Here is a 21,625-nt window from a genome sequence, read left to right as displayed (position 1 = left end):
AATTCTTCCTCCAGGGAGCCAGGCACCGGCGTCGTACCCTTGGCTGTCCTCAGCCCCTGCTGATGGGGATCTTCGACGCCGCGGTTTCCTGTCCCTGGTCCGGCATTGGCGCCCGGACCTCCAGGAGACCGTCCTTGTAGGAGGCGGTGACGTCGCTTTGCTGGACCCCGTTGGGAAGGGGAATCCGCCGGACAAACGACCCGTACCGGAACTCCGACCGGTAACTGTCCTTGTCCTTGTGCTCCTTTTTCTCCTCGCGTTCGGCCTTAATGGAGAGCACGCCGTCGGCCACCGTCACGTCGACGTCCTTCTCCGGATCGATGCCGGGCAGTTCAGCGCGCACCACGAGCGTGTTGCCGTCCATCATCTCTTCAACCCGGATGGCCGAAGATCCCATGTCGCCTTCGAAAAGCCGTTCGATGACATCCATGGGGGAACGGCGGCTCTCGAACCATTTCATCAGGTCACTCATTCTTATCTCCTGCTCATATGGATGCCGGACCATCGCGGTGCCCGGCATTTCTACCTTCCCCTTCCCCTGATGCCGGTTCCAGAGTCAAAGGTCCCAGCCGCTTTCTGCCGCCGGACGCTGCCCGGCGGAGAGTGGTACGGCCAATGAATTCAATGGCCAGGCACCCTGCCGCCGCCACCGCGACGGCCGGCACCAGCAGGTCCGTTGGCGGCAACTCCACGCGAAAGAACTCCTGCGTCAAGGGCACGGTGAACAGCAGCACCAGGCCGGCGTACATCCCGGCAAGAATCAGGACCTTGGTGGCACTGAGCGGCCGGGACGCCATGACCAGGATCCAGGCGGCCACCAGGCCCAGGGTCACTGTCGCCCCGGACTGCGCAGCCTCCTGGCTTTGGCCGCCCCAGGACTGGGCAAAGCCGCTGACCCCCAGCACGCACAGGGCGGTGCAGATCCCGGCCGGGACGGCAAAGGCAAGCGAGCGCCGGAGGAAACCCGGCTGGTAGCGCTGGCCGCCGGGCTGCAGTGCCAGGAAGAAGGAGGGCAGGCCGATGGTCAGCCCGTCCAGCGCGGACAGTTGCCGGGGCAGGAACGGAAAAGCCAGCAATATAATGCCGGTCACCACGGAAATCACCGTTGCGTAGACGGTCTTGCTCAGGAAGACCAGGGAGACGCGCTCGATGTTGCTGATGGCCCGGCGCCCCTCATCCACCACCGCCGGCAGCCGTTCGAACCGGCCGTCCAGGAGCACCATCCGCGCCACTGCCTTGGTGGCCGGGGAGGCGGAATCCATGGCAATGCCGAGGTCAGCCTCCTTCAGTGCCAGGACGTCGTTGACCCCGTCGCCGGTCATCGCCACCGTGTGCCCACGCCGCTTCAGGGCCTGGATGAGGTCCCGCTTCTGGGATGGCGTCACACTCCCGAAGAGGTCACAGGCCTCCACGGTCTCCTCCAGCTGGACAGGGTCCAGCGGCAGCGTGCGGGCGTCGCAGGCACTGCCGGAGCCAAAACCCACAGCGCCCGCCAGTGCCGCCACCGTGCGGGGGTCGTCGCCGGAAATGATCTTGACGGCGACCCCCTGGCGGCGGAAGTAGTCGAGGGTCGCGGCAGCGTCCGGGCGGATGCTCTCGCGGAACGTCAGCAGCAGGACCGGCACCAGCCCCTGCGGCAGGCCATTGTCTGCGGCGCCCGGCGGCAGGGGGTCCGGGAAGTGGGCCAGCGCCAGGGTCCGGAGGCCGCTGCCGGCAAGGGCAACTGCTTTGCCGTGGGCCCAGGCGCTTCCAGGCGAGCCGAGCACCGCGTCGGGAGCGCCCAGGACCCAGGTGCCCGCAGCGGCCGATCCGGGCGCGAACGTGGCCGAACTCCATTTGCGGGCCGACGAAAACGGAACCGAATCCTGCTCCCGGAGCGGATCCTGCCCGGGAAAAGCAGCCCCGATGGCAGCGGCGGTGCTGCTGGCGTCCGGGGTGGCGCCGAACCATTCCAGCGCAGACCGCCAGCCGGTAGGCCGCGCCGTCCCGGCGTCGTGCAGGGCATCGAACACCATGGAGCCGGAGGACAACGTGCCCGTCTTATCGAGGCAGAGGACATCCACCCTGGCCAGGACCTCCACGGCGGCAAGTTCCTGGATCAATACCTTCCTCCGGGCCAGCCGCAGCCCGCCCACTGCGAACGCAACGCTGGTCATCAGCAGCAGGCCTAAAGGAATCATGGCCATGATGCCCGCAATCGCCCCAACGGCCGCCGGTATCCACCGCTCAGATCCCAAAGCCCCTGCCCACCCACCCTGGTCCTGCATTTGCGCGTTGGTGAGGAGCAGTGCGGTGGGAAGGAGCAGCCAGGTGATGACCATGAACACCCGTTCCAGGCCGCGGCGGATCTCGGATGTGACCAGGGAAAACCGGCGTGCGTCGGCGGCCAGCCGGTAGGCGGAGGTTTCCGGACCCACCCGCATCACCGTTGCCATGCCCCTGCCCGCAAGGATCAGTGAGCCGGACAGCAGGACCTCGCCACCTGTTTTGGGGACCGGCTCGGATTCACCGGTCAGCAGGGATTCGTCCACGTCAAGCTGATCCCCGTGGCAAAGCAGCAGGTCCGCCGTGACCTGGTCTCCGGCATAGAGGACAACGAGGTCGCCGGGAACCAGTTCTTCCGAGGAGATGCTTTCGCGGACGCCGTCCCTGACCACGGTGTTCCTGGCTGTCTGCAGAATGGCCAGTTGGTCCAGCGAGCGTTTGGCCCGGTATTCCTGGATGATGCCGATCAGTGAATTGCTGATCGCTGACAGGCCGAAGAGCGCGTCCCGCCACTGGCCAAGGACCAGGAGCAGGATGAAGCATCCGCCCACCACGCCGTTGAAGAGGGTGAGCACGTTGGCTTTGACGATGTCACCGACGCTCCTGCTGGTGGCTGTTGGAACACTGTTGATGCGGCCGGCTGCGGTCAGCTCTTGTACCTGGGCAGAGGTGAGGCCCCCGCGGGCATGGTGGCCGTCCACCCCCCGGACCGGCGGCCCGCTTTCCCCAGCTATGGACATGGTGTGGCCAGGCGGGTGGCCCGGTCAGTCGTTGTGCTGTTTGTGCATGCGGGTGATCACGGTGGGGCAGGGCGGCTGGGCCATCACTGCGTGCGCCGTGGAGCCCAGGAAGAACCGTCCGAAGCCGCCCTTTCCGCGGCTGCCCAGGACCAGCAAACGGGCGCCCTCAGCAGCGCGAAGCAGGGCGTCGGCTGGCTCCAGCACGGTTTCCATCACGGTGTGCACCACAAGGTCCGGGTAGTCCTGCCGCAGGCCCGCCTCGGTTTCGGCCAGCACAATCTGCTCTTCCTCAACCACATGGGTGGCGAAGCTGCTTTGCGGGAGCCCGGCCGCAATCCAGCGGTTGGGGCCGGTGAACGCGTAGAGGACGGTCAGTTCCTCACCGAGTGCGTCTGCTTCGGCTGCCGCGAATGCCACTGCCTGGGTTGCCTCGCGGGAGCCGTCCACGCCCACCAGGATGCCGCGGCCGTCCGCCTGGCCGTCACCGATCACAGCCACAGGGCATTCGGCGGTTGCTGCCGCCTGGAGCGCGCGGTCCGTCAGGGCGCCACGGTTCTGCCCGCTGGTTCCCAGCACCAGCATGGAGGCATTCTTCGAGTAGTCGCCCAGGGCGGCACCCACCCCACCCTCCAGGAGCTGGAGTGAAATCTGCAGGCCGGGTTCGGCGGCGGTGGCCTTCTCGCCCGCTTCCTTCAGCAGGCCCATGCCGGATTCCCGCAGGACCTCGAGGTACGGGAGGACTTCCGCGGCCATCCATCGGTCATCCACAACGTTCACGACGGCGAGCGGGCACTTGAGCCGGCTGGCCCGGGCTGCTGCCCACAACAGGGCGGCGTTGGACGCCGAGGTGTCTGAGATGCCGACGGCGATTGGCTTGGCAGGTGCCATGGGGTCCATCCTTTGGGGTTCTGGTGGGGTGTAGGTCCGGGCGTGCAGGCTAGTCTGCGGTGGGCTCCCTGGGCGGCCACCAGTGGGTGGGGGCGGCGATGACAAACTTCCGGCCGCTGATGTCCTCCGGCGTGATCCGGATCAGGATGTTCTTTTGACCCGGCTGCCACGGGGACAGGCCCGCTTCCATGGCATCCCTGGTTTCTTCCTCGTCGGAGACCACCAGGGCGTGCCCCTTCAGGATGACGCTCCAGGCGATGGTGCCGTACTGGTTCATCCCGTCCGCCTCGACGGCCACTGGTTTTCGGTCGGCCAGGGATGCGAGCTTTGTTCCTTCACCGGTGCGGATGAGCAACGTGCCGTTGGTGGGGACGAAGTTCACCGGATAGTTCTCCACCGCGCCGCCGTCAGTGAAGGCAATCCTGCAGAGGGACGTTGACCGGAGGTATCGCCAGCAATCGTGGACTCCGAGTTCCTTGATTTCCGGCTCTGTCTCAGCGCTGTTCATGGCCGTAGCCTAGGGCCGCCATGCGGCTGCCGATAGGGAAGAAGGTCCCGGGCAGGGCCTTCCCGCGGCAGATGCCAAGGTTACTGAGGGCATTTCCCGCCGCGCTCTCCTACCATGGGAGGGAAGGGCGTCTTCATGCTCATGTGAAGGCGGTATTGGGGGCGGGGGCCGGCACTTCCGCTTCGGACTCTTAGACCGCGCCAGGGATCTGCAGCGCCGCAGGTTCTTGCCGCAGGAGGTGGTACGTGGGCACTGAGCACCCTTGGAGTTCTCCGGTCGAGCACGGGGTGGAGGACCTGCTGCGGGACTTCACCGTCGGGGGAGACGACCTGCCCGATAACCAGGAGCGCATCAACGGCCTGTTGGCTGCGGTGGTGGCCATCGCTGAGGACCTGAGCCTGGAAGCAGTCCTGGACCGCCTTGTCCGTTCCGCGTGCGCCCTGGTGGGTGCCAAATACGGGGCCCTGGGTGTCATCGGCGAGGACCAGCGGCTGAGCCACTTCATCACCGTTGGCATCGATGAACAAGCCATCCGATCCATTGGTGAGCTGCCCACCGGCAACGGTGTCCTGGGCCTGCTCATCCGTGAACCAGTGCCATTGCGCCTCCATGACCTTGGCCGGCATCCCATCACTTCCGGGTTTCCTCCCAACCACCCGCCCATGAAGACCTTCCTTGGCGTGCCCGTCCGGGTCCGGGATGAAGTCTTCGGGAACCTCTACCTCACCGAGAAGCAGGGTGGGCAGGACTTTACCGGGGAGGATGAAGGACTCGCCGTTGCCCTGGCGGCCGCGGCAGGCGTAGCCATCCAGAATGCCCGCCTTTTTGAAAGCAGCAACAGCCGGCAGAAGTGGCTGGAGGCGGGCATGGAACTGAGCGGCCGGCTGATCATGACGTCCCAACCCGGGGACGCGGCCATCCTGGACCTCGTCGCCGATACCGCCTTCAAAGTGTCCGATTCGGCGCTTGCCGTGATCGCCGTACCGGCGGGCGATGGCGTGCTGCGGTGCAGGGCTTGCCTTGGGGTGCAGGGACTGCCGACCGGACACGAACTGATGGCATCGGGGGCGGTTGCCGCCGTGATCCAGAACGGCGGATCGTTCGTGGCGCGTGACCCGCAGCAGGTCTTTGACGACGGCATGGCAGAGAAGCTGGGCTCAGTTTTGGTGTGTTCGCTGGGGCACAGTTCCGGCGCCAACGGCGTCCTCCTGCTGGCCCGCCCGCAGGGAGCCCCCGCGTTCACGCAGGCCGAGGCGGAATCCGGCGCCATCTTCGGGAGCCGGATAGGGCTGGCACTGGACCTGGCGCGGGTTAACGCCCTGCGTGAACAGAACCTCCTCTTTACCGACCGTGAACGGATTGCCCAGGACCTCCACGATCTGGTCATCCAGCGCCTGTTTGCTGCAGGGTTGAGCATTCAAAGCCTGCGCCGCTACACGATGGACCCGGTGGCGCACGAGCGGATTGCCGCCGTAACCACCGAACTCGACGACACCATCCGCAAGCTCCGGGACACCATCTACTCGCTGCGGACCGCTGACGAGGAACGCGAGCCGCTGACGGGCCGCCTCCTGCGCGTGGTCCGGGAGAGTTCCCGCAGCTACCCTGTCACCCCCAAGGTGTCACTGGACGGCCCGGTGGATTCGATCGGGGAAGATGTGGCTGTCCACCTCTTGTCGGTGGCATCGGAAGGACTCAGCAATGCCTTGAGGCACTCCGGCGGGGATGACATCCAGGTGTCCGTGACCGTTGGCCCGGACCAGGTGCAGCTCCTCATCAGCGACAACGGCCAGGGGTTTGCCGGGCCCGTCCACGTCAGCGGCCTGGCAAATATGCGCCACCGCGCCGGGCAACTGGGAGGCAGCTGCGTCATAGACAGCGTCCCCGGCGCCGGAACCAGCATTAAGTGGCGCGTCCCGCTGGCGTAACCCGTCGCAGGACGTTGCCGGGCTGGATCAGGCTGAGTCCGTGGAGCTTTTGGTGACGTAGACGGCGGCCTGCGTCCTGCGTTCGAAGCCCAGCTTGGCCAGGATGGACGACACGTAGTTCTTGACGGTTTTTTCGGCCAGGAACAGGTCATCACCGATCTGGCGGTTGGTCAGTCCCTGGCCGATCAGGGCCAGTACCTTTTTCTCCTGCGCGCTCAGGCCATCCAGTCGTGGATCGGTGGGGGCCGTGGACAGGCCGGCAATGATTTGCTGCTCCACTCCCGGGTCAAACAGGGATTCCCCTGCGGCAGCCCTGCGGATACCGGCCAGGAGGTCATCACTCCTGATCTGCTTCAGGATGTATCCGGACGCACCGGCAAGGACTGCCCCACGGAGGGCCTGTTCATCGTCGTAGCTGGTGAGGATCAGGCAGCGCAGGCGCGGATCAAGCGAGCGCACGTCCCTGCAGACTTCAATCCCCGTGCCGTCGGGGAGCCTGCCGTCCAGGATGGCGATGTCAGGGTGCAGGGCGGGGATGCGCCGGGTGGCCTCGGCCGCGGATCCGCTTTCGCCGACGACGAGGAAACCTTCGCCTTCCAGCAGGTCCTTCAGCCCCTGCCGGACGAGTTCGTGGTCATCGAGGATGAACACGCGGACCTGGCCGGGCGATCCCGCTGCTTCATCAGCCCCAGTTTCATGCATCTGCACCGAACACTCCCAAAATCTTTACGCCCAGTCCCGCCTGCGCGGGGCGGCCCCCGGGAAGGGCCTGGTCCCATTGTTACCTGCCCGGCACTGTGCCGGAAGGGACCAAAGTCCGCGGGCCCCGCATGTCGCGGCCGGTGCTGGGCATGGCTTGATGGCATGCGGGAGCCCATGATGACCTTTGACCCTTTACCAGGCAGCGGTTCTGGTCCACGCTGGGGTGGACGTCAACAGGAGGAAACGTGGCAGCAGCAGGGAACGGGGCAGCGGCGCCTGCCAACGGCCCGAGGTCCAGGATCATTGTGGGGGTGGACGGCTCCGAGTCATCCATCGCGGCGCTGCGGGTGGCCAGGGCCCTGGCCGAGCCACTGTCCGCGCCGGTGGAGGCCTGGGCCTGCTGGGACGTTCCGGCAGGCTACGGCGTGTACCTGGCGGTGGGGATCGAAGGCTTCAAGTATGCTGCCCACCAGGTGCTGGAGCAGGCGTTGGCGGATGTTTTCGAGGACGTGCCGGCCTTTGTGCACCCGCGCCTGGTGCGCGGCAGGCCGGGCCCGGCGCTGATCGATGCGAGCCGCAATGCGTCACTGCTGATTGTCGGCAGGAGGGGGCACGGGAACTTTGTGCCAGGGTCCGTCAGTTCAGCGTGCGTGAGCCACGCACATTGTCCCGTCCTGGTGGTGCACGCTCCGGAGGCAGGAACAGGAGACACCTCGCCCCGGAATTCCGAGCTGCCGTGACGCCTGATGCCCTGATGCCCCGACGCCCGGCGCCTTGGCTCCGGGAGCCGGGGCGCCGTCGTCGTTCACTCGCTGTTGCCTTCCACTTGGGTGACGTTCCGGTTGGTTGGCCGCAGGGACCAGCGGAAGTCTTTGATGGCCCAGTAAGCGGCCCCGTTCATGACGGCAAATCCGGCGATGCCCAGCACTGGAACCCGGATCATCAGCCCCAGAATCAGGATGCACGCGCCGGCTGCGACGAGGATGAGGCCCCGCCGGAACCGCCTGCGCAGTGAAAGCTCAAAGGCGTCCTTGTTGAGCAGGGCCGCCAGCCGGGGATCTTCCGCTTCCAGGCTGTGGCCGATCAGGTCGAGTTCGCGTTTCTCGAATTCAGAGAGCGGCATGGCTGCATCCCCGTGTCCGTTGCCTGCGGGTGCCACGGTCTCAGGTGCCCGGGTGGCCGCGCAGGACAGCCAGCCGGTCACGGTATTCAGAAGCATCGATCTCCCCGCGGGCGAACCGCTCAGCCAGGACGTCTTCTGCCACCCGCGGTGGTTGGGGATGGGTGCCATACGGCGAGGGAGCCCGCAGGGAACGGGCCAGCAGGACAATTCCGGTGATGATTGCTCCCCAGACCACCACCATGCTGATGCTCATCAGGACATAGCCCCACAGGCCCATGCCGTCGTTCCAGCCGTACACTTCCGCGACCTCCGGTCCACTGAAAGGCCGACGCCAGCCGTCTGCTTTCCCTTCCAGTATTGGGCTGTGCCGGACCCGTGCGGGAGAGCCATTGGTCCTGTCCAGAGCGCACCGGCGGCCATTTTCCGGCCTGCCCACGGCGGCTAGAAGCCGCGGGGGCGCAGCCTCTTGTCCACAGCGACGGCCAGGGAGGCGAGTACAGCCAGGCCGATGATCCGCAGCCACGCGTCTCCGTCGATGGGGGCGGTGCGGAACAACTGGTTCATCAACGGCGTGTAGGTCAGGGCCAGCTGGGCGGCAGCCTGCACCAGCACGCCAAGGAGGAGCCATTTGTTGCCGAAGGGACGCAGCCGCCAGGCCGGCCTGGCCAGGGACCGGCAGCTGAACAGGTAGAAGACCTCCACGGCCACGAAGAGGTTCACAGCCGAGGTGCGGGCCTGGGCAACCGATGCCCCGGAAGCCACCTCGTGTTCAAAGAGCCACCACGTGCCCGCCACCAGGAGGGTTGAGACGAGCAGGATCCGCACGGTGAGCGCCCAGGTCAGCAGCGGACGGCCCGGCGGCCTTGGCGGACGCGACATCAGCCCCGGTTCCTTCGGCTCGAAGGCGAGCATCAGGCCGAGGGCGACGGCGGTGGTCATGTTAATCCAGAGAATCTGGGTGGGAAGGATGGGCAGCGTCGCCCCCAGCAGGACGGCGACAAGGATGACCAGTCCCTCGGCCATGTTGGTGGGCAAGGTCCAGACAATGAATTTGGTCAGGTTGTCGAAAACATTGCGGCCTTCTTCAACGGCTGCCTCGATGGTGGCAAAGTCGTCGTCAGTCAGCACGATGTCCGAGGCCTCCTTGGCTACTTCGGTTCCGCTGCGACCCATGGAGATACCGACGTTCGCCTGGCGAAGGGCAGGTGCGTCGTTGACGCCGTCCCCGGTCATGGCGGCCACATGGCCGCGGGACTGCAGGGCACCGATCAGGCGCAGCTTCTGTTCGGGGGAGACCCGGGCGAAGACCGTGGCGCGGTCCACGGCCTCAGGGAACTGTTCCGCCGGGATCGCATCGAGCTCTGCGCCGGTCAGGGCGGTCCCGGCGGCGCTGTCAGCGGCCAGGCCCACGGCCGCCGCCACGGTCACGGCCGTGCGCACGTGATCGCCGGTGATCATTTTGACGTCCACGCCGGCGCGCTGGCAGGCCTTCACCGACGCTGCCGCTGCCGCACGCGGGGGGTCGTGCATGGCGTGCAGGCCGGTCAGGGTCATCCTGCCCCGCAGTTCCGTGGCGGAGAGGGAACGGGAACCGGCAGGAAGCTTCATCATGGCAGTGGCGAGGACCCGGAGCCCGCTGTCCGCCAGCGCGTGGGCTCCGGCGAGTGCAGCCTGCCTGCGCACCGGCCTGCCGGCGCCTGCTCCGTCCATTTCGTAGGCGCAGAGTTCCAGGACACTTTCCACGGCACCCTTCACGAACACTGTGCCGCCGTTTTCCGGGAGCCCGGATGCGTGCAGCGTGGCCATGAACTGCCGCCCGGACGTGAAGGGCAGTTCCGCCTGCCGACGGTTGGCAGCCAGGTAGTCCTGGACCTTGACGCCGCCTTTTCCTGCCGCCACGAGCATCGCGGCCTCCGTGGGATCGCCGTGCACCTGCCAGCCGGATCCCTCCCTGCGGATGCTGGCGTCATTGCAGGCTGCTCCGCCCAACAGGGACCAGTCCAGTGCCGCGTCCCTGGGACGCGGTGTGTCGGCGGGCAGATGTCCCGCACCCGGGTGTTGTCCCGCGGCCGGGGTGATGTGTCCCTCGGGGCCGTAGCCGGTCCCGGACACGTCGTACAGGCCGGAGGGGGTCCAGATGGCACGGACCGTCATCTGGTTCTGGGTGAAGGTGCCCGTCTTGTCCGAGCAGATCACGGTGGTGCTGCCCAGTGTTTCCACCACGGGCAGCCGCCGCACCACGGCCCGGCGCCTGGCCATACGCCGGACGCCGATGGCAAGCGTGACGGTCACCGCGGCCGGCAGTCCCTCGGGGATGGCGCCCACGGCCAGGGCGACGGCGGCTGTGAACATCTGCGCCGGCTTTTCGCCGTGTGCCACGCCGGCAAGGAATGCTACGGCGGCGAGGGCCAGGATGGCGACGGTAAGGGTGGTGCTGAACCGTGCCAGCTTCAGGGTCAGTGGTGTGGCCGCGGGCCGGACAGCACCCATGAGCCGGTGGATCTCGCCGAGTTCGGTTTCGCCGCCGGTGGCCACGACGATTCCGGCGCCGGTGCCTGTGGTCACCAGGGTGCCGCTGTACAGCATGTTTCGCCGGTCCGCTACGGGCGTGACCCTGGGGAGCACTACTTCGTCCTTGGCGACGGGCCCTGACTCTCCGGTCAGCGCGGACTCGTCCACCCGAAGAGCTGAGAGGCGGACCAGGCGAAGGTCGGCCGGCACCTTGTCACCGGCTTCCAGCAGGACGAGGTCGCCGGGGACCAGGTCCTCGGAGGGCACATGCTTCCGTTCGCCGCCCCGCAGCACCGCCGCATGCGTGCGGACCAGTGCATGGAGGGCATCAAGGGCCGCCTCCGCCCGGACCTCCTGGATGAATCCGATCAGTGTGTTGACCAGGACCACCGCGGCAATGACGGCAGAGTCAAGGAATTCGCCCAGGAAGGCGGTGACTGCGGCGGCTGCCAGCAGGACATAGACCAGGGGATTGTTAAACTGCCGTCCCAGCTTGCGGCCGATGCCGCCCCGAGGCGGCCGGGGCAACTCGTTGGCCCCGAACTGCGCGCGCCGGCGTGCCACCTCCGGCTCTTCCAGACCCCGTGCGGCGTCCGTCTCAAGCAGCAGCACCACCTCGTGCACAGGGAGCCCGTGGTGGGCAGGATCGCCGGCGTATCCGGTGCCGCTGCCGGACGGGTCCGGCTGCCGGGCCGTCACGCGGCTGTTCCGGGTGGACCTGCTCTTCGCCATGGGTGCGGCCGCCCTGATCAGTGTCCCGGCAGGGCATCGAGGGTGGTGAAGCCATACCCCGCAGCCGTGATGCGGTCGATGACCTGCGGGAGGGCGTCGGCGTCCAGCGTGGTCCCGTCGTCGGGGTTGGATCCGATGTGCATCAGGACGATTTCGCCTGGCTGCAGGCCTGCCAGGACGCGGTCGGCCACCGTCTGGACGCTGGCGCCCCCGCTGGTTCCCTTCCAGCCGAGGGTGTCCACGGTCCACCGCACCGCCACGTAGCCCAGGCTGTTGACCGCTGCAATCGTGCGGGCATCCCGCTCACCGTAAGGGAAGCGGAACAGCGGCCGCGGGTCGGCCCCGGCGGCCAGGATGGCCTGTTCTGCACCGCGCACCTGCTGTGCGATCGAGCCCTCATCCAGGCCGGTAAAACCCGGATGGGTCATCGAATGGTTCGCCACGCGGTGCCCGGCGGCCACGATCCCTGCCACGGCCTGCGGGTTGTTCGCCGCCCAGTTCCCGGTGAGGAAGAACGTCCCGGCCACGCCGCGGGCGGCAAGGGCGGACAGGATTTTTGCCAGTCCCGCCGCGTTGGCTCCCGCATCGAAAGTCAGGGCCACCACGTGGCCGGCGCCGGGAATTGCGGTCAGGTCCTGGCCCCGGAGGGACTCCGGAAACGGCGGCGGCGGGGCCTGTTCCGAAGGCGGGGCCGGGCCTTCGGGCGGCTCCGGTTCGGGAACCGGTGGCACGCTCACGGGTGGCTCCACCGGAGCCTGGCCTGCTTCGGGGGTGCCGGTTTCCTGTGGTTCCTGCGCCGGTGGGGCACTGCCAGTGGCCGCCGGACTGGTTGATCCCGGGAGCGGTGTTGGGACCGCCGGGGACGGGGAAGCCGACGGCGGCCCGGCCGTGGGTGCCGGCAGGAGCAGGGCAAGGATGATGGCGAGGACCGCCAGGGCGGCGGCGAGCGCTATGGCGGGCGCCCGCCGTCGTGCCTCAATGGCCGGCACCACCATCACCTGCCTTGGAATGCGTCCTGGACGCCGGTGCCGGGGTCAGGACGCCCGTGAACTGCCGGTCTCTGTTTCCGGGGTGTGGACCACCAGGACGGGACAATGGGCGTGGGCCACGATGGCGGAGCTGACCGAGCCCAGGAGCAGCCCGCCGAAACCGCCGTGCCCCCGGCGGCCCACCACGATCATGTCGGCATCCCGGCTGGCATCGATCAGCGCTTCGCGGGGATGGTTGCGGACGAGGGTTGAGCTGACGTTGGCCGGTGGTTCGGCGCCGAAAGCCTGGGCCACTGCATCGTCCAGGACCTTCCGGGCGCCCTCCTCGAAGCCTTCCACGCCCATCATCGCGTAGCCGCTGTACATTTGCGGGTATTCCCAGCAGGCGATGGCCTCGACCTTGGCCCCCAGCGGAACAGCCATGCGCTGGGCCTGCCGGAGCGCCTCCACGGATGCCTCCGACCCGTCGACGCCTACCACGATCCTGGCTATTGGTGCCCCGGCAATGCTCATGTCTGCTCCCTCGTCGGACCCGTGTTGTCACGCCCATCATGCCCGGGTACCCGGCCCCGGGCCAGTGCCGAAGGTCACGGGGCGCCGGCCACTGGTGCCTCGCCCACGGGACCGGCGCCTTCGGGCCAGTCCGGCTCGGAGGGGCCCTGGTCAAGCCGGAACGGCGGGTATTCGTCCCGCATCAGTGCGGTGTACGCCAGGACGCGGTAGACCCAGCGGTTGATGCCGAGGATGAAATCAAACAACGGTCGCTGGTACTGCCCGGTGAACAGCAGGATCACGGCAGCAATCAGGACCAGAAGCCCCAGCAGGGACGGCCCGGACACCCGCTCGTAGGTTGCACCGAGGACATTGACCTCTCCCTCCTGGCGCCAGACCGTTTCCCTTGTCCCTGTGAAGACGGCCACCAGCAGGAGGTGCGGGATGGACAGAAGCCACCATTTCACCAGGACCAGTCCGCGCGAGAGGCGCTGCGGATAGGCGACGTCGAAATCGGCAGGATAGTCGGTGCGCTTGAGGGTAAAAGGCGGATACACGTCCGTGCCCACCGCGGCGTATGCGTAGAAAGCCACCCGCCAGTTCCAGCGCAGGACGCCGACGTTGAACTCGAACAGTGCACGTGGATAGCGGCCGGTAAAGAGGATGGCGAACCCGGCCACAATGGTGGTGATGGCGAACGCGAACCAGAGGAAGAAGAGCACGATGATGTGCGGAATGGCCAGGAACCACTTGACCAGCCACATCCAGCGTGAAATTGCAGGATCGAGTGCGCCGGTAAGTCGTGCCGGGTAGCCGGGGGGCGTCCGGACACCCGTCGTGGAAGGTTGCCCCGGGCTGGCCGCCACGGGTCCGCCGGAGGGAATGCCGGGCGTGCCCGGGCCGCCGGTAGGGCCAGCGGGCGCAGGCACGGCGTGCCGGCCCAGGCCCGCAGCCCCGAAGATAATGAGGGGAACACCCAGCAGCAGGGCGATGATGCCGCCCACCAGCATGCCCGTGGCTGCCGGCCGGATCAGGTCCGAACGGAACCCGGCCTGTGCCTGGACATCAACGCCGGCGGAGGCGTCGGCGTTCATTACCACCACCTCCCACGCGCCCGGAGCGATGTTCCAGGTAAGTTCCTGCTGCCCCGTGCCGGACGCGGAGGCGGTCCAGATGCGTTGTCCGGCCGGCGGCGACGCCGGAGTTCCGCCGGGTACGTCGCGGTACTCGGCCCGGAACGGCCGCTGGCGGATATTGAGTAGCTCGGAGTGGTGCTCGCCTGCCAGGTACTGTTCGACGTCGGACTGCGGGCCGATGCCAATGAACACGGGTTTTTCCGGTGCCACTGATTCAACGCGCAGCCTTAGCGTGCCGACGTCGAAGGGCAGCCTGCCGGGAACGTCCTCGCCAATGGCGTCCGCCCGTGGCGAGGTCAGGGCAAAAGAACTGACGGAGAAACGCGACGTGCCCGACGTCAGGTATCCGTCGCCCTGGATGGTCCCCACGGCCGACGCCAGCGCCCCGCCCGCCAACGCGGCCAACCCGGGGAGGGTGATCAGGATCCCGAGGATCAGCATGATGACGGCTGCGGGCTTCTTCATGGAGTGAACCTTCCGCTTGCGGCGGGCGGGGCGGTGCAGGCTTCGCGGGCCGTCGGCCTAGATGCCGGCCGCAGCCGCCTGGGTCCGGGTGATGATGGTGGGGCAGGGCAGGTGCTTCAGGACGCCGTGGGCGGTGGAACCGAGCAGGAGGCGTTTGAAGGCGCCCCGGCCCCGGCTCCCCACCACCAAGAGACGGGCTCCTGCGGCGGCCTCGACGAGGGCATCCACGGCGCCCTTGTCCGTCACCAGCTGCTGGTGCACCGTGAGGTCCGGATAGTCTTCCTTGAGGCCGGCCACGGTCTCGGAAAGGACAACCCGCTCCTCATCCACCACCAGCTCCGAAATCCTCCCCGGCGTCAGGCCGACGTCGATGATGGGGTCCGGCACGCTGACGGCATAGACAACGGTGAGTTCGTCCCCGTCGCGGTCAGCTTCGGCGGCTGCGAAAGCAACGGCCTGGGTAGCCTCGGGTGAGCCGTCAACGCCCACCACCACTCCCGACCTGCCTTCGAGGTCCTGTGTTCCGACGACGGCGACAGGGACTTTGGCGGCGGTGGCAACCTGGAGGGCGCGGTCGGCGAGGGTGCCACCGAGGTGACCGCTGCCGGAGCCGATGACCATCATGGAGGTTCTCTTGGAGTACTTGGCCAGGGAGCCGCCGACGCTTCCGGTGAGCAGTTCCGTGGCGGGGGTGATGGGAACGGCCCCTTCAAGCCGGCCCGCAGCGGTCTTGAGGAGCTCCTCGCCCGCCTGCTGAAGGGTCCCGAACCACGGATAGGGCTCTGCAACCCAGCGATCGTCCACGACATGGAGGACCACCAGCGGCAGGCCTGCGCGGTGGGCGCGGTGGGCTGCCCACAGGACCGCTGCCTGGCTTTGGGCGGAGTCATTGGTGCCCACAGCTATGGGTTTCTGGGATGTCATTGCCGCACTTCCTGCCGGTGGTGAACTGGGATTCCTGCGTTTCAAGACTGGCCCGGGCCTGGGCGCCCCTCTAGGGCCAAAAGTCACGGAAGCGCTGTTCAGGCCATGGGCCCGCGCGCACGGGAATGGCGACAATGGTTGTGCTGTTTCCCCACTAAATCAGCAGGCCGGTTGTTCAAGCCCGGAAAGCCCGAAATAGCACCAAATCCGAGCGCCCGTCGTCGGCCGTTACTCCGCGGATTGTCGGGAATCTGCCGAGGGGCTGAAATCCCAGTCGTTCGTGCAATCTGATGGACGCCGTATTGTGTTCATTCGCAAAGTAGTAGGCAGTGGAAGACCGGTCCCAGATCCACTCCAGCCGCGCGCGGGTAAGAGCAAAACCGATGCCCCGGCGGCGGTGATCCGGGGAGACGATGACACCCCCAAGATAGTGGCCTCCCGGGGCACCGCCTTCCGGTTCGCCGTGGAAGTGTGTCTTGGCTATGCCGGCTATCCCATCGTCCACGATCGCTGCCAGCACGGTCCGATCGCGTGCCGGGACCACCATCTTCGGCGTCCAGCGTTCCCGGCCGCTGGCGTCGCAGATCGCGTCGACCTGCCGAAGGTCATCCACGGTCGCCTCGCGTATGCGCATGCCCGGAGCCTACTGCTCCCGTTCTGCCCACAGAACAGCAGTGAAAGGAAATTCTGACCGCGGATACCCACAGCTGCCGATGCGAACGGGTCTGAACATGAGGCCCGGATATTATCGGGACATTCTGCCCGGTAATTAATTGAATCAGGGAGTTGGTGTTCTGAAAACGGACCAGGTGACCATGGGGTGTTATCCGCGTGATGACGTTTCGTGGGCAAAGGATGGCAGGATTCGGGAGGGCAGTGCGACCGTACTGGTCCGGCAACCGGACGGATCGTTGAAGCCCGCCGGCGAAATCACATTGGGTGATTTACGTGTTCTGCATCCGGATGTGGAAGTTGGCGGCGAAATTATCGTTGAGCTGCGCGCCCGATTCGACTCGGAGATATTCCACCGAAGGGTGACCTTTACCGCTAGTGGTGACGAGGGCGGCGATGTCTTTGTATCAGCGGTCGGACCCGGCGCGCACGCTGAACCCAAGGCCGGAATGTTTAGGCGGACCCGCTATTCAGGCTTCGAGTTTGGGGTGCAGGTGATGGCGGCTACGACCGGGCAGGGTAGCCGCGTCGGCAGGACGTCGGGTCCGCTCGTTGACCATGAACCCGGGGACGGGGTACCTGCCGCTTCTGTCAGGTAGCAACGGCGCCGGCGCATCAGAAGTGGTTCCCATCCCTACTATTGCTCAGTAGGCTTACTATTGATTTCCCAACGGCCACACAGAAAGGCGCCATGATGTCGGAACAGAACGTCCCCGAGGATGAGCTGGAAGTCGTGGATCAGGACGACATACTCCTTGACGAAACTCCGGGGGCGGCATCGTCCCTGGAACTCGACCCGGTCGGCGGGGAACCGGACAGCTACCCCGGTGCAGCGGAAAACAACCCGGACCGCTGGCAGGAGGACCCGTTGCTGCAGGAAGAGGCCCTTCCGGCCAATGGGGATGAGCCGCTGAGTGAGCAGCTGCTGAGGGACGAGAGCGCAGGGGCACGGTATCTTTCCGGCGACGAGCAGGTGCCGCCGGACGCCCCAACGTTGGGCGAAGCTGCAGCGGATGTCGATTTCGGGGAAGTCCCCTCCGGCCTTGAGGCGGATGCCAGCGATGACGAGGAAAACTTTGGTGGCTCGCCGCTTAGCGAGTTCGAACCAGAGGATCTGGAGCACTAGCAACCCCGGAAATCCGGCGAACCCAACCCTGGACGGAAGAGATCCATGCATTCCAAAGAGTTGCTGATGGACGCCTTTGACCGGCTTCCTGCCCTTGTTGCGGAATCCCTCAAGGGGCTGGATACGGCACAGCTGCAGCGTCGACCGGGCGGCACTGGCAATTCCATCGCCTGGCTGATCTGGCATACGGCCCGGGTGGAAGATGCGCAGATAGCCTCCGCTGCCGGCCTGGAGCAGGTGTGGCTGGCGGAAGGGTTTGTGACGCGCTTTGGCCTTCCGCTGGGGGACCGGGACACAGGGTACGGCCACTCCAGTGAACAAGTCGAAGCGGTCAGGGCGCCCCGGGAACTGCTGCAGGAGTATTACGACGCCGTCCACCGCCAGACCGCCAACGTCCTGGCGGATATTGATGATCCCGCCCTGGACCGCGTGGTTGACAGGCACTGGAATCCGCCAGTGACCTTGGGGGTGCGGCTGGTCAGCATCCTGGGTGATTGCCTCCAGCACGTTGGCCAGGCTGCCTACGCCAAAGGGCTCCACGCCGGAGCGGCAGAGCGCGACGGTACGGCGGCGGGAACCTGATCCGGTGGCGCAACTGCAATAACCGGTGGCGGGGATGCGGCCCGGTGGCGGCGATAGGGTTGAACCATGACGGCAGCAGCTGAATCCACGGTCACTTTTGAAGGCCATTTCGCCCGCGAACTGGCGGAACTCGCCGTCCCCTGGCAGGCAGAGGACGCACCGAACCCTGAGCTTCTGGTCCTCAATGACAGGCTGGCGACCGATCTGCGCCTGGACCCGCAATACTTGCGCAGCCCGGAGGGTGTACTGCTCCTGGTGGGGAACCATGTGCCCGCCGGGGCCACGCCCGTGGCGCAGGCCTACGCCGGCCACCAGTTCGGCGGGTACTCGCCCCTGCTCGGCGACGGGCGGGCGCTCCTGCTGGGCGAGGTCACCGACCGAGGTGGCCGGCTGGTCGACATTCATCTCAAAGGCTCGGGACGGACGCCTTTCGCCCGCGCCGGGGACGGGCGGGCCGTCGTCGGGCCCATGCTGCGTGAATACATCGTCAGTGAGGCCATGCACGCACTGCGCATTCCGACGACCCGCTCGCTTGCCGTTGTCGCCACCGGGCGTCAGGTCCGGCGCGACGGCATGCTTCCCGGCGCGGTCCTGGCTCGGGTTGCCGGCAGCCATCTCCGCATCGGCGGCTTCCAGTACGCCCGGGCAACCGAGAACATGGACCTCCTCAAACGGCTTGCTGACCACGCCATCAACAGGCACTGTCCCAGCGCCACAGCCGCCGCCAACCCCTATCTCGCCCTGTTCGGTTCCGTCGTCTCCGCACAGGCGGAGCTGGTGGCCAGCTGGATGCTGGTGGGATTTGTCCATGGCGTCATGAATACGGACAACATGACCATCTCCGGGGAAACCATCGACTACGGTCCATGTGCGTTCATGGACACCTTCAATCCGGCTGCCGTCTACAGCTCCATCGACGTCAGTGGACGCTACGCCTACTCCAACCAGCCTGTCGTTGCCGAATGGAACCTGGCCCGGCTTGCCGAGGCCCTGCTGCCGCTGATTGACGCGGACCAGGACAAGGCAGTGGCCTCAGCGGTGGAGGTTCTGGGCGGTTTCCGGGGTCAGTACAGCAGTGCATGGACCCGTGGCATGGCGGCAAAGCTGGGCCTGAGAGGCAACCAGGAAGACGACGGCGACGCCGCCTCAGCCCTGGTGGACGACGCCATCGCCATCCTCAAAGAGGGGTCAGTGGACTACACCCTCTTCTTCCGCAGCCTCGGTAAGGCAGCCCGTGGGGACCTGCGGCCGGTGCGCGGGATGGTCCGTGACCTGGCCGGCTCTGACGCCTGGCTGGAACGGTGGCAGGCGCTGCAGCCTGACGCGGAGCTGATGGACACCGTAAACCCGGCCTATATCCCGCGGAACCACCTGGTGGAAGAGGCGCTGGCCGCTGCCACTTCAGGTGACCTCGCCCCGGTACGGCGGCTGCTGGTGGCCGTCACTGACCCCTTCACCGAGCGGCCAGGCCTTGAACGCTACCTGCAGGGCCCGCCGGAGGACTTCGGCAGCTACACCACTTTCTGCGGAACCTAAGCGCTGCCCGGCCGTGGTTAAACGCCAGGAGGGTGGCGGCCGGTCTTCCCGGCTGCCACCCTCCTGGTCTGTCCGGCGCCGCCAAGGGCACCGGACACTGCGAAGACTAGGCTACGCGTACGGCGGAGTAGCCGCCGAGCCAGCTGATGGAGTGGACCTGGGTGTCGAACCCGTTGACGCCGCCGCTGACAACCTGGCCGTTGCCGGCGTAAACGCCCACGTGGCCGGCGGTGATGATCAGGTCGCCGGGAGCGGGGGCCCCAACCACGGTGCCGTACTGGAAGAACTGGGTGGGAGCGAGGTCGCCCACAGACTTGCCGACCGAACGCAGTGCCTTCTCCACCATGGCGGTGCAGTCCTGCTGGACGCCGAGCTGGCCATAGGCCGAGGCGAGGATTGCGGCGCCGGTGCCCGTGCCGGTGGTGGATGCCACGGGGGTGGCCGAGGCGTACGACATGTTCATGCCGGTGTTGGCAGGTGCGGTGGCGGCTGCTGCCTGAACCGGTGCTGCTGCGGGGGCCGGAGCCGGGGCTGCGGTGTAGCCGGCGCCGGGGATCTGGATCTGGTCACCCGGGTAGATGATGGAGTACAGTCCCAGGCCGTTGGCGGACAGGAGATCGCCAAGGCTGACGCCGTAGGCTGCGGCGATGGCGCCAAGGGTGTCGCCGGAAGCAACGGTGTGGACGTTTCCTGCTGCAGCCGGAGCAGCGGGAGCCGCTGGGGCGGAAGCAGCCTGGACGGTGGCCTGCGCGGTGTTGTCCGGAGCGGTCACGCCTGCGTGGGCCGGGGCTCCGACGCCGAATGCAATACCGGACGCTGCGGCAACGGCGAGCGCCGGGCGGCCCAGCGTGCGGGCCTGTGACTTGGCTGTTACGGCGATGCCTTCAAGCACAATGGAGCGTGCCGGAGTCGCGCGGTGACGGGCTGTAATGGAATTTTTTGACACGGTTGATCGCCTCTCCCATGCCTGCGGGGTGAGCTGTCGGGTTCGGGCTGGAGATACCCGGCCGGAAGTAGCTTCGCCGCAGCGAAGTCTCTTTCGACTTAACCCCTAGGCCACATGTGGCCGTGGAAACTTGGTTCCCCCGTCCCTGCCAACTGGAGCGGTTGGATCCCATGATCAGCGGCAGGGCTCGGCATGCTGACGGGAATGTCCCGTCTGGGAGGGACACCTGAAGACCCTAACCCAACAACCGCAGTATTGTCACATTTGGATAACATGCGATGCTGCCCTCTCGTATTCCCCGCCCGCCCTGCGGCCCTGTGGTGCGGCGGGCTGGCGCCCTGTTGAGACACCTGTCCGGTCACCGCGTAACAATAGTGAAACGGCCCCCTGCCCTGCGCCGGTGTACAGCAGTAGGCTTCGGGACTATGCCCCTGATTGTGACCATGGCCAGGCTTCCGTTATCCGGGAGCGTCCTGGCCCTTGCCCTGGCCGCCACGTTTGTGCTGCCGGCGGCCGCCGACGAGCCGCCGGGCGGGTATCCTTCCTGGGCTGAGGTGCAGGCGGCGGAGGATTCCGAATCCGCAAAAGCGGCCGAAATCGCCACCATTACCGGGCTCCTCAGCAGCCTCGAGGCGGAGTCGGAAGCAGCCGGCGATGCGGCCGTGCGTTCAGCTGCCGGGTACGCCGCCGCAGACGCTGCGCTTCAAGCATCCGCCGCCCGGGTGGACACGCTCTCCGTCAGGGCCGCCCACGCCAATGCTGAGCTAACCCGTTACCGGAAAGACCTTGGCGCACTGGCCGTTCAGTCCTACAAAACCGGCGGGACCAATACCGGATTCTTCGTCGCGCTGGACGCGCTGGAATCCAACAGTGTCCAGGGGCTCAACCTGGTCAAGCTCGCGGGCGACAAGACTGCCACGTTGGTCACCAATGCTGCGGCCGCGGAGAAGGCAGCCACCGCCTTCGCCGAACAGGAAAAGCTTGCCAGGAGCGAGCGGGAGCGGCTGTCCGGGGAAGCCGGGGCAAGACTCGAAGCCGCCAGTTCTGCCCGGGATGGACTGGCCCGGCAGGTGGCAGAGGAGCAGCGGAAGGGCACCGAGCTGACAGCGCAGTTGGCCACACTGAAAGGTACGACGGCGGCCCTTGAGGGGGAGTACCGCCAGGGCCAGGCGGCGCAGGCTGCCTACGTGGCGGCCCAGGCGGCCAAGCGCGCCGCCGCCGAAGAGCAGGCCCGGCGGGAAGCGGACGCGGCTGCCACGGCGGCCGCAGCCGCTGCGCAGCAACCCAACGCGGCGCCCGCGCGCCCGGTAGGCCCCGCCCCTGCCAATCCCGTCCAGCCCAATCCCGTCCCGCCCAGACC

20 protein-coding genes and 1 riboswitch are annotated in these 21,625 nt (G+C 66.9%); of the genes, 6 read left to right on the top strand and 14 right to left on the bottom strand.

All coding sequences use genetic code 11. From position 1 onward, the window contains the following. Positions 1 to 49 precede the first annotated feature (49 nt). Genes HNO81_RS07220 through HNO81_RS07205 form a run of 4 tightly spaced genes read right to left on the bottom strand, consistent with a single transcriptional unit; the run spans position 50 to position 4,401 of the window. Positions 50 to 472 carry an Hsp20/alpha crystallin family protein gene (locus HNO81_RS07220; protein ID WP_175317452.1) on the bottom strand — a complete coding sequence of 141 codons (423 nt, stop codon included), beginning with the start codon at positions 470 to 472 and terminating at the stop codon, positions 50 to 52. A gap of 13 nt (positions 473 to 485) precedes the next feature. Further along, positions 486 to 3,005 (bottom strand): HAD-IC family P-type ATPase, encoded by a 2,520-nt coding sequence (locus HNO81_RS07215; protein ID WP_175317451.1) that lies wholly within the window; start codon positions 3,003 to 3,005, stop codon positions 486 to 488. A 24-nt stretch (positions 3,006 to 3,029) separates the two neighbouring features. Next, a complete protein-coding gene (locus HNO81_RS07210; RefSeq protein WP_175317450.1) occupies positions 3,030 to 3,893 on the bottom strand; it encodes a universal stress protein in 864 nt (287 codons plus the stop codon). A gap of 49 nt (positions 3,894 to 3,942) precedes the next feature. Further along, on the bottom strand, positions 3,943 to 4,401 hold the full coding sequence (locus HNO81_RS07205; protein WP_175317449.1) for a pyridoxamine 5'-phosphate oxidase family protein: 459 nt from the start codon (positions 4,399 to 4,401) through the stop codon (positions 3,943 to 3,945). Positions 4,402 to 4,646: 245 nt separating this feature from the next. Between HNO81_RS07205 and HNO81_RS07200 the strand changes: the two genes are divergently transcribed. Then, positions 4,647 to 6,329, top strand: coding sequence for a GAF domain-containing sensor histidine kinase (locus HNO81_RS07200; RefSeq protein WP_175317448.1), 1,683 nt, complete (start codon positions 4,647 to 4,649; stop codon positions 6,327 to 6,329). Positions 6,330 to 6,356: 27 nt separating this feature from the next. On the opposite strand, the gene HNO81_RS07195 is transcribed toward HNO81_RS07200, so the two are convergent. Continuing rightward, positions 6,357 to 7,031: a response regulator transcription factor gene (locus HNO81_RS07195; protein ID WP_175317447.1), complete on the bottom strand. Its 675-nt coding sequence runs from the start codon at positions 7,029 to 7,031 to the stop codon at positions 6,357 to 6,359. A 245-nt stretch (positions 7,032 to 7,276) separates the two neighbouring features. On the opposite strand from HNO81_RS07195, the gene HNO81_RS07190 reads away from it, so the two are divergent. Continuing rightward, positions 7,277 to 7,771, top strand: a complete 495-nt coding sequence (locus HNO81_RS07190; RefSeq protein WP_371818187.1) for a universal stress protein — start codon at positions 7,277 to 7,279, stop codon at positions 7,769 to 7,771. 65 nt (positions 7,772 to 7,836) lie between these two features. Here HNO81_RS07190 and HNO81_RS07185 read toward each other — a convergent pair whose 3' ends face one another. The 8 genes from HNO81_RS07185 to HNO81_RS07150 all read right to left on the bottom strand — a co-directional run bounded on the left by HNO81_RS07185 (position 7,837) and on the right by HNO81_RS07150 (position 16,037). After that, positions 7,837 to 8,250, bottom strand: coding sequence for a DUF3040 domain-containing protein (locus HNO81_RS07185; protein ID WP_254703355.1), 414 nt, complete (start codon positions 8,248 to 8,250; stop codon positions 7,837 to 7,839). Continuing rightward, entirely contained in the window at positions 8,195 to 8,452 is a 258-nt protein-coding gene (locus tag HNO81_RS07180) for an SHOCT domain-containing protein (protein ID WP_371818186.1), read from the bottom strand. The genes HNO81_RS07185 and HNO81_RS07180 overlap by 56 nt, the downstream gene beginning before the upstream one ends. A 143-nt stretch (positions 8,453 to 8,595) precedes the next feature. Then, positions 8,596 to 11,397: an HAD-IC family P-type ATPase gene (locus tag HNO81_RS07175; RefSeq protein WP_175317446.1), complete on the bottom strand. Its 2,802-nt coding sequence runs from the start codon at positions 11,395 to 11,397 to the stop codon at positions 8,596 to 8,598. Positions 11,398 to 11,414: 17 nt separating this feature from the next. Continuing rightward, positions 11,415 to 12,392, bottom strand: coding sequence for a polysaccharide deacetylase family protein (locus tag HNO81_RS07170; RefSeq protein ID WP_175317445.1), 978 nt, complete (start codon positions 12,390 to 12,392; stop codon positions 11,415 to 11,417). A 39-nt stretch (positions 12,393 to 12,431) separates the two neighbouring features. Then, positions 12,432 to 12,899 carry a universal stress protein gene (locus HNO81_RS07165; protein WP_175317444.1) on the bottom strand — a complete coding sequence of 156 codons (468 nt, stop codon included), beginning with the start codon at positions 12,897 to 12,899 and terminating at the stop codon, positions 12,432 to 12,434. Positions 12,900 to 12,973: 74 nt separating this feature from the next. Then, the gene (locus tag HNO81_RS07160) at positions 12,974 to 14,479 is read right to left on the bottom strand and encodes a DUF4389 domain-containing protein (protein WP_175317443.1); all 1,506 of its coding nucleotides are present in this window, start codon (positions 14,477 to 14,479) and stop codon (positions 12,974 to 12,976) included. A gap of 57 nt (positions 14,480 to 14,536) precedes the next feature. After that, positions 14,537 to 15,403, bottom strand: coding sequence for a universal stress protein (locus tag HNO81_RS07155; RefSeq protein WP_175317442.1), 867 nt, complete (start codon positions 15,401 to 15,403; stop codon positions 14,537 to 14,539). Between the two features lie 175 nt (positions 15,404 to 15,578). Next, a complete protein-coding gene (locus HNO81_RS07150) occupies positions 15,579 to 16,037 on the bottom strand; it encodes a GNAT family N-acetyltransferase (RefSeq protein ID WP_175317441.1) in 459 nt (152 codons plus the stop codon). A 729-nt stretch (positions 16,038 to 16,766) separates the two neighbouring features. On the opposite strand from HNO81_RS07150, the gene HNO81_RS07145 reads away from it, so the two are divergent. The 3 genes from HNO81_RS07145 to HNO81_RS07135 all read left to right on the top strand — a co-directional run bounded on the left by HNO81_RS07145 (position 16,767) and on the right by HNO81_RS07135 (position 19,319). Next, positions 16,767 to 17,201 (top strand): hypothetical protein, encoded by a 435-nt coding sequence (locus tag HNO81_RS07145; protein ID WP_254703354.1) that lies wholly within the window; start codon positions 16,767 to 16,769, stop codon positions 17,199 to 17,201. 45 nt (positions 17,202 to 17,246) lie between these two features. Further along, positions 17,247 to 17,783, top strand: a complete 537-nt coding sequence (locus HNO81_RS07140) for a DUF664 domain-containing protein (protein WP_175317440.1) — start codon at positions 17,247 to 17,249, stop codon at positions 17,781 to 17,783. A 66-nt stretch (positions 17,784 to 17,849) separates the two neighbouring features. Continuing rightward, positions 17,850 to 19,319, top strand: a complete 1,470-nt coding sequence (locus tag HNO81_RS07135) for a YdiU family protein (protein ID WP_175317439.1) — start codon at positions 17,850 to 17,852, stop codon at positions 19,317 to 19,319. Between the two features lie 106 nt (positions 19,320 to 19,425). Here the strand turns inward: HNO81_RS07135 and HNO81_RS07130 are convergent, their stop codons facing one another. Further along, positions 19,426 to 20,265, bottom strand: coding sequence for a LysM peptidoglycan-binding domain-containing protein (locus HNO81_RS07130; protein ID WP_175317438.1), 840 nt, complete (start codon positions 20,263 to 20,265; stop codon positions 19,426 to 19,428). A 3-nt stretch (positions 20,266 to 20,268) separates the two neighbouring features. Continuing rightward, a riboswitch (cyclic di-AMP (ydaO/yuaA leader) is annotated at positions 20,269 to 20,466 on the bottom strand. Between the two features lie 224 nt (positions 20,467 to 20,690). Here HNO81_RS07130 and HNO81_RS07125 point away from each other — a divergent pair. After that, positions 20,691 to 21,625 (top strand): lytic transglycosylase domain-containing protein (locus HNO81_RS07125; RefSeq protein ID WP_175317437.1); only part of this gene is annotated, 935 nt, incomplete at its 3' end.

It is taken from the genome of Pseudarthrobacter sp. C4D7 (genome assembly GCF_013359725.1).
Lineage (GTDB): Bacteria > Actinomycetota > Actinomycetes > Actinomycetales > Micrococcaceae > Arthrobacter.
Note: the sequence above shows the minus strand (reverse complement) of the source record. Positions and strands in the feature narration are given on the sequence as shown.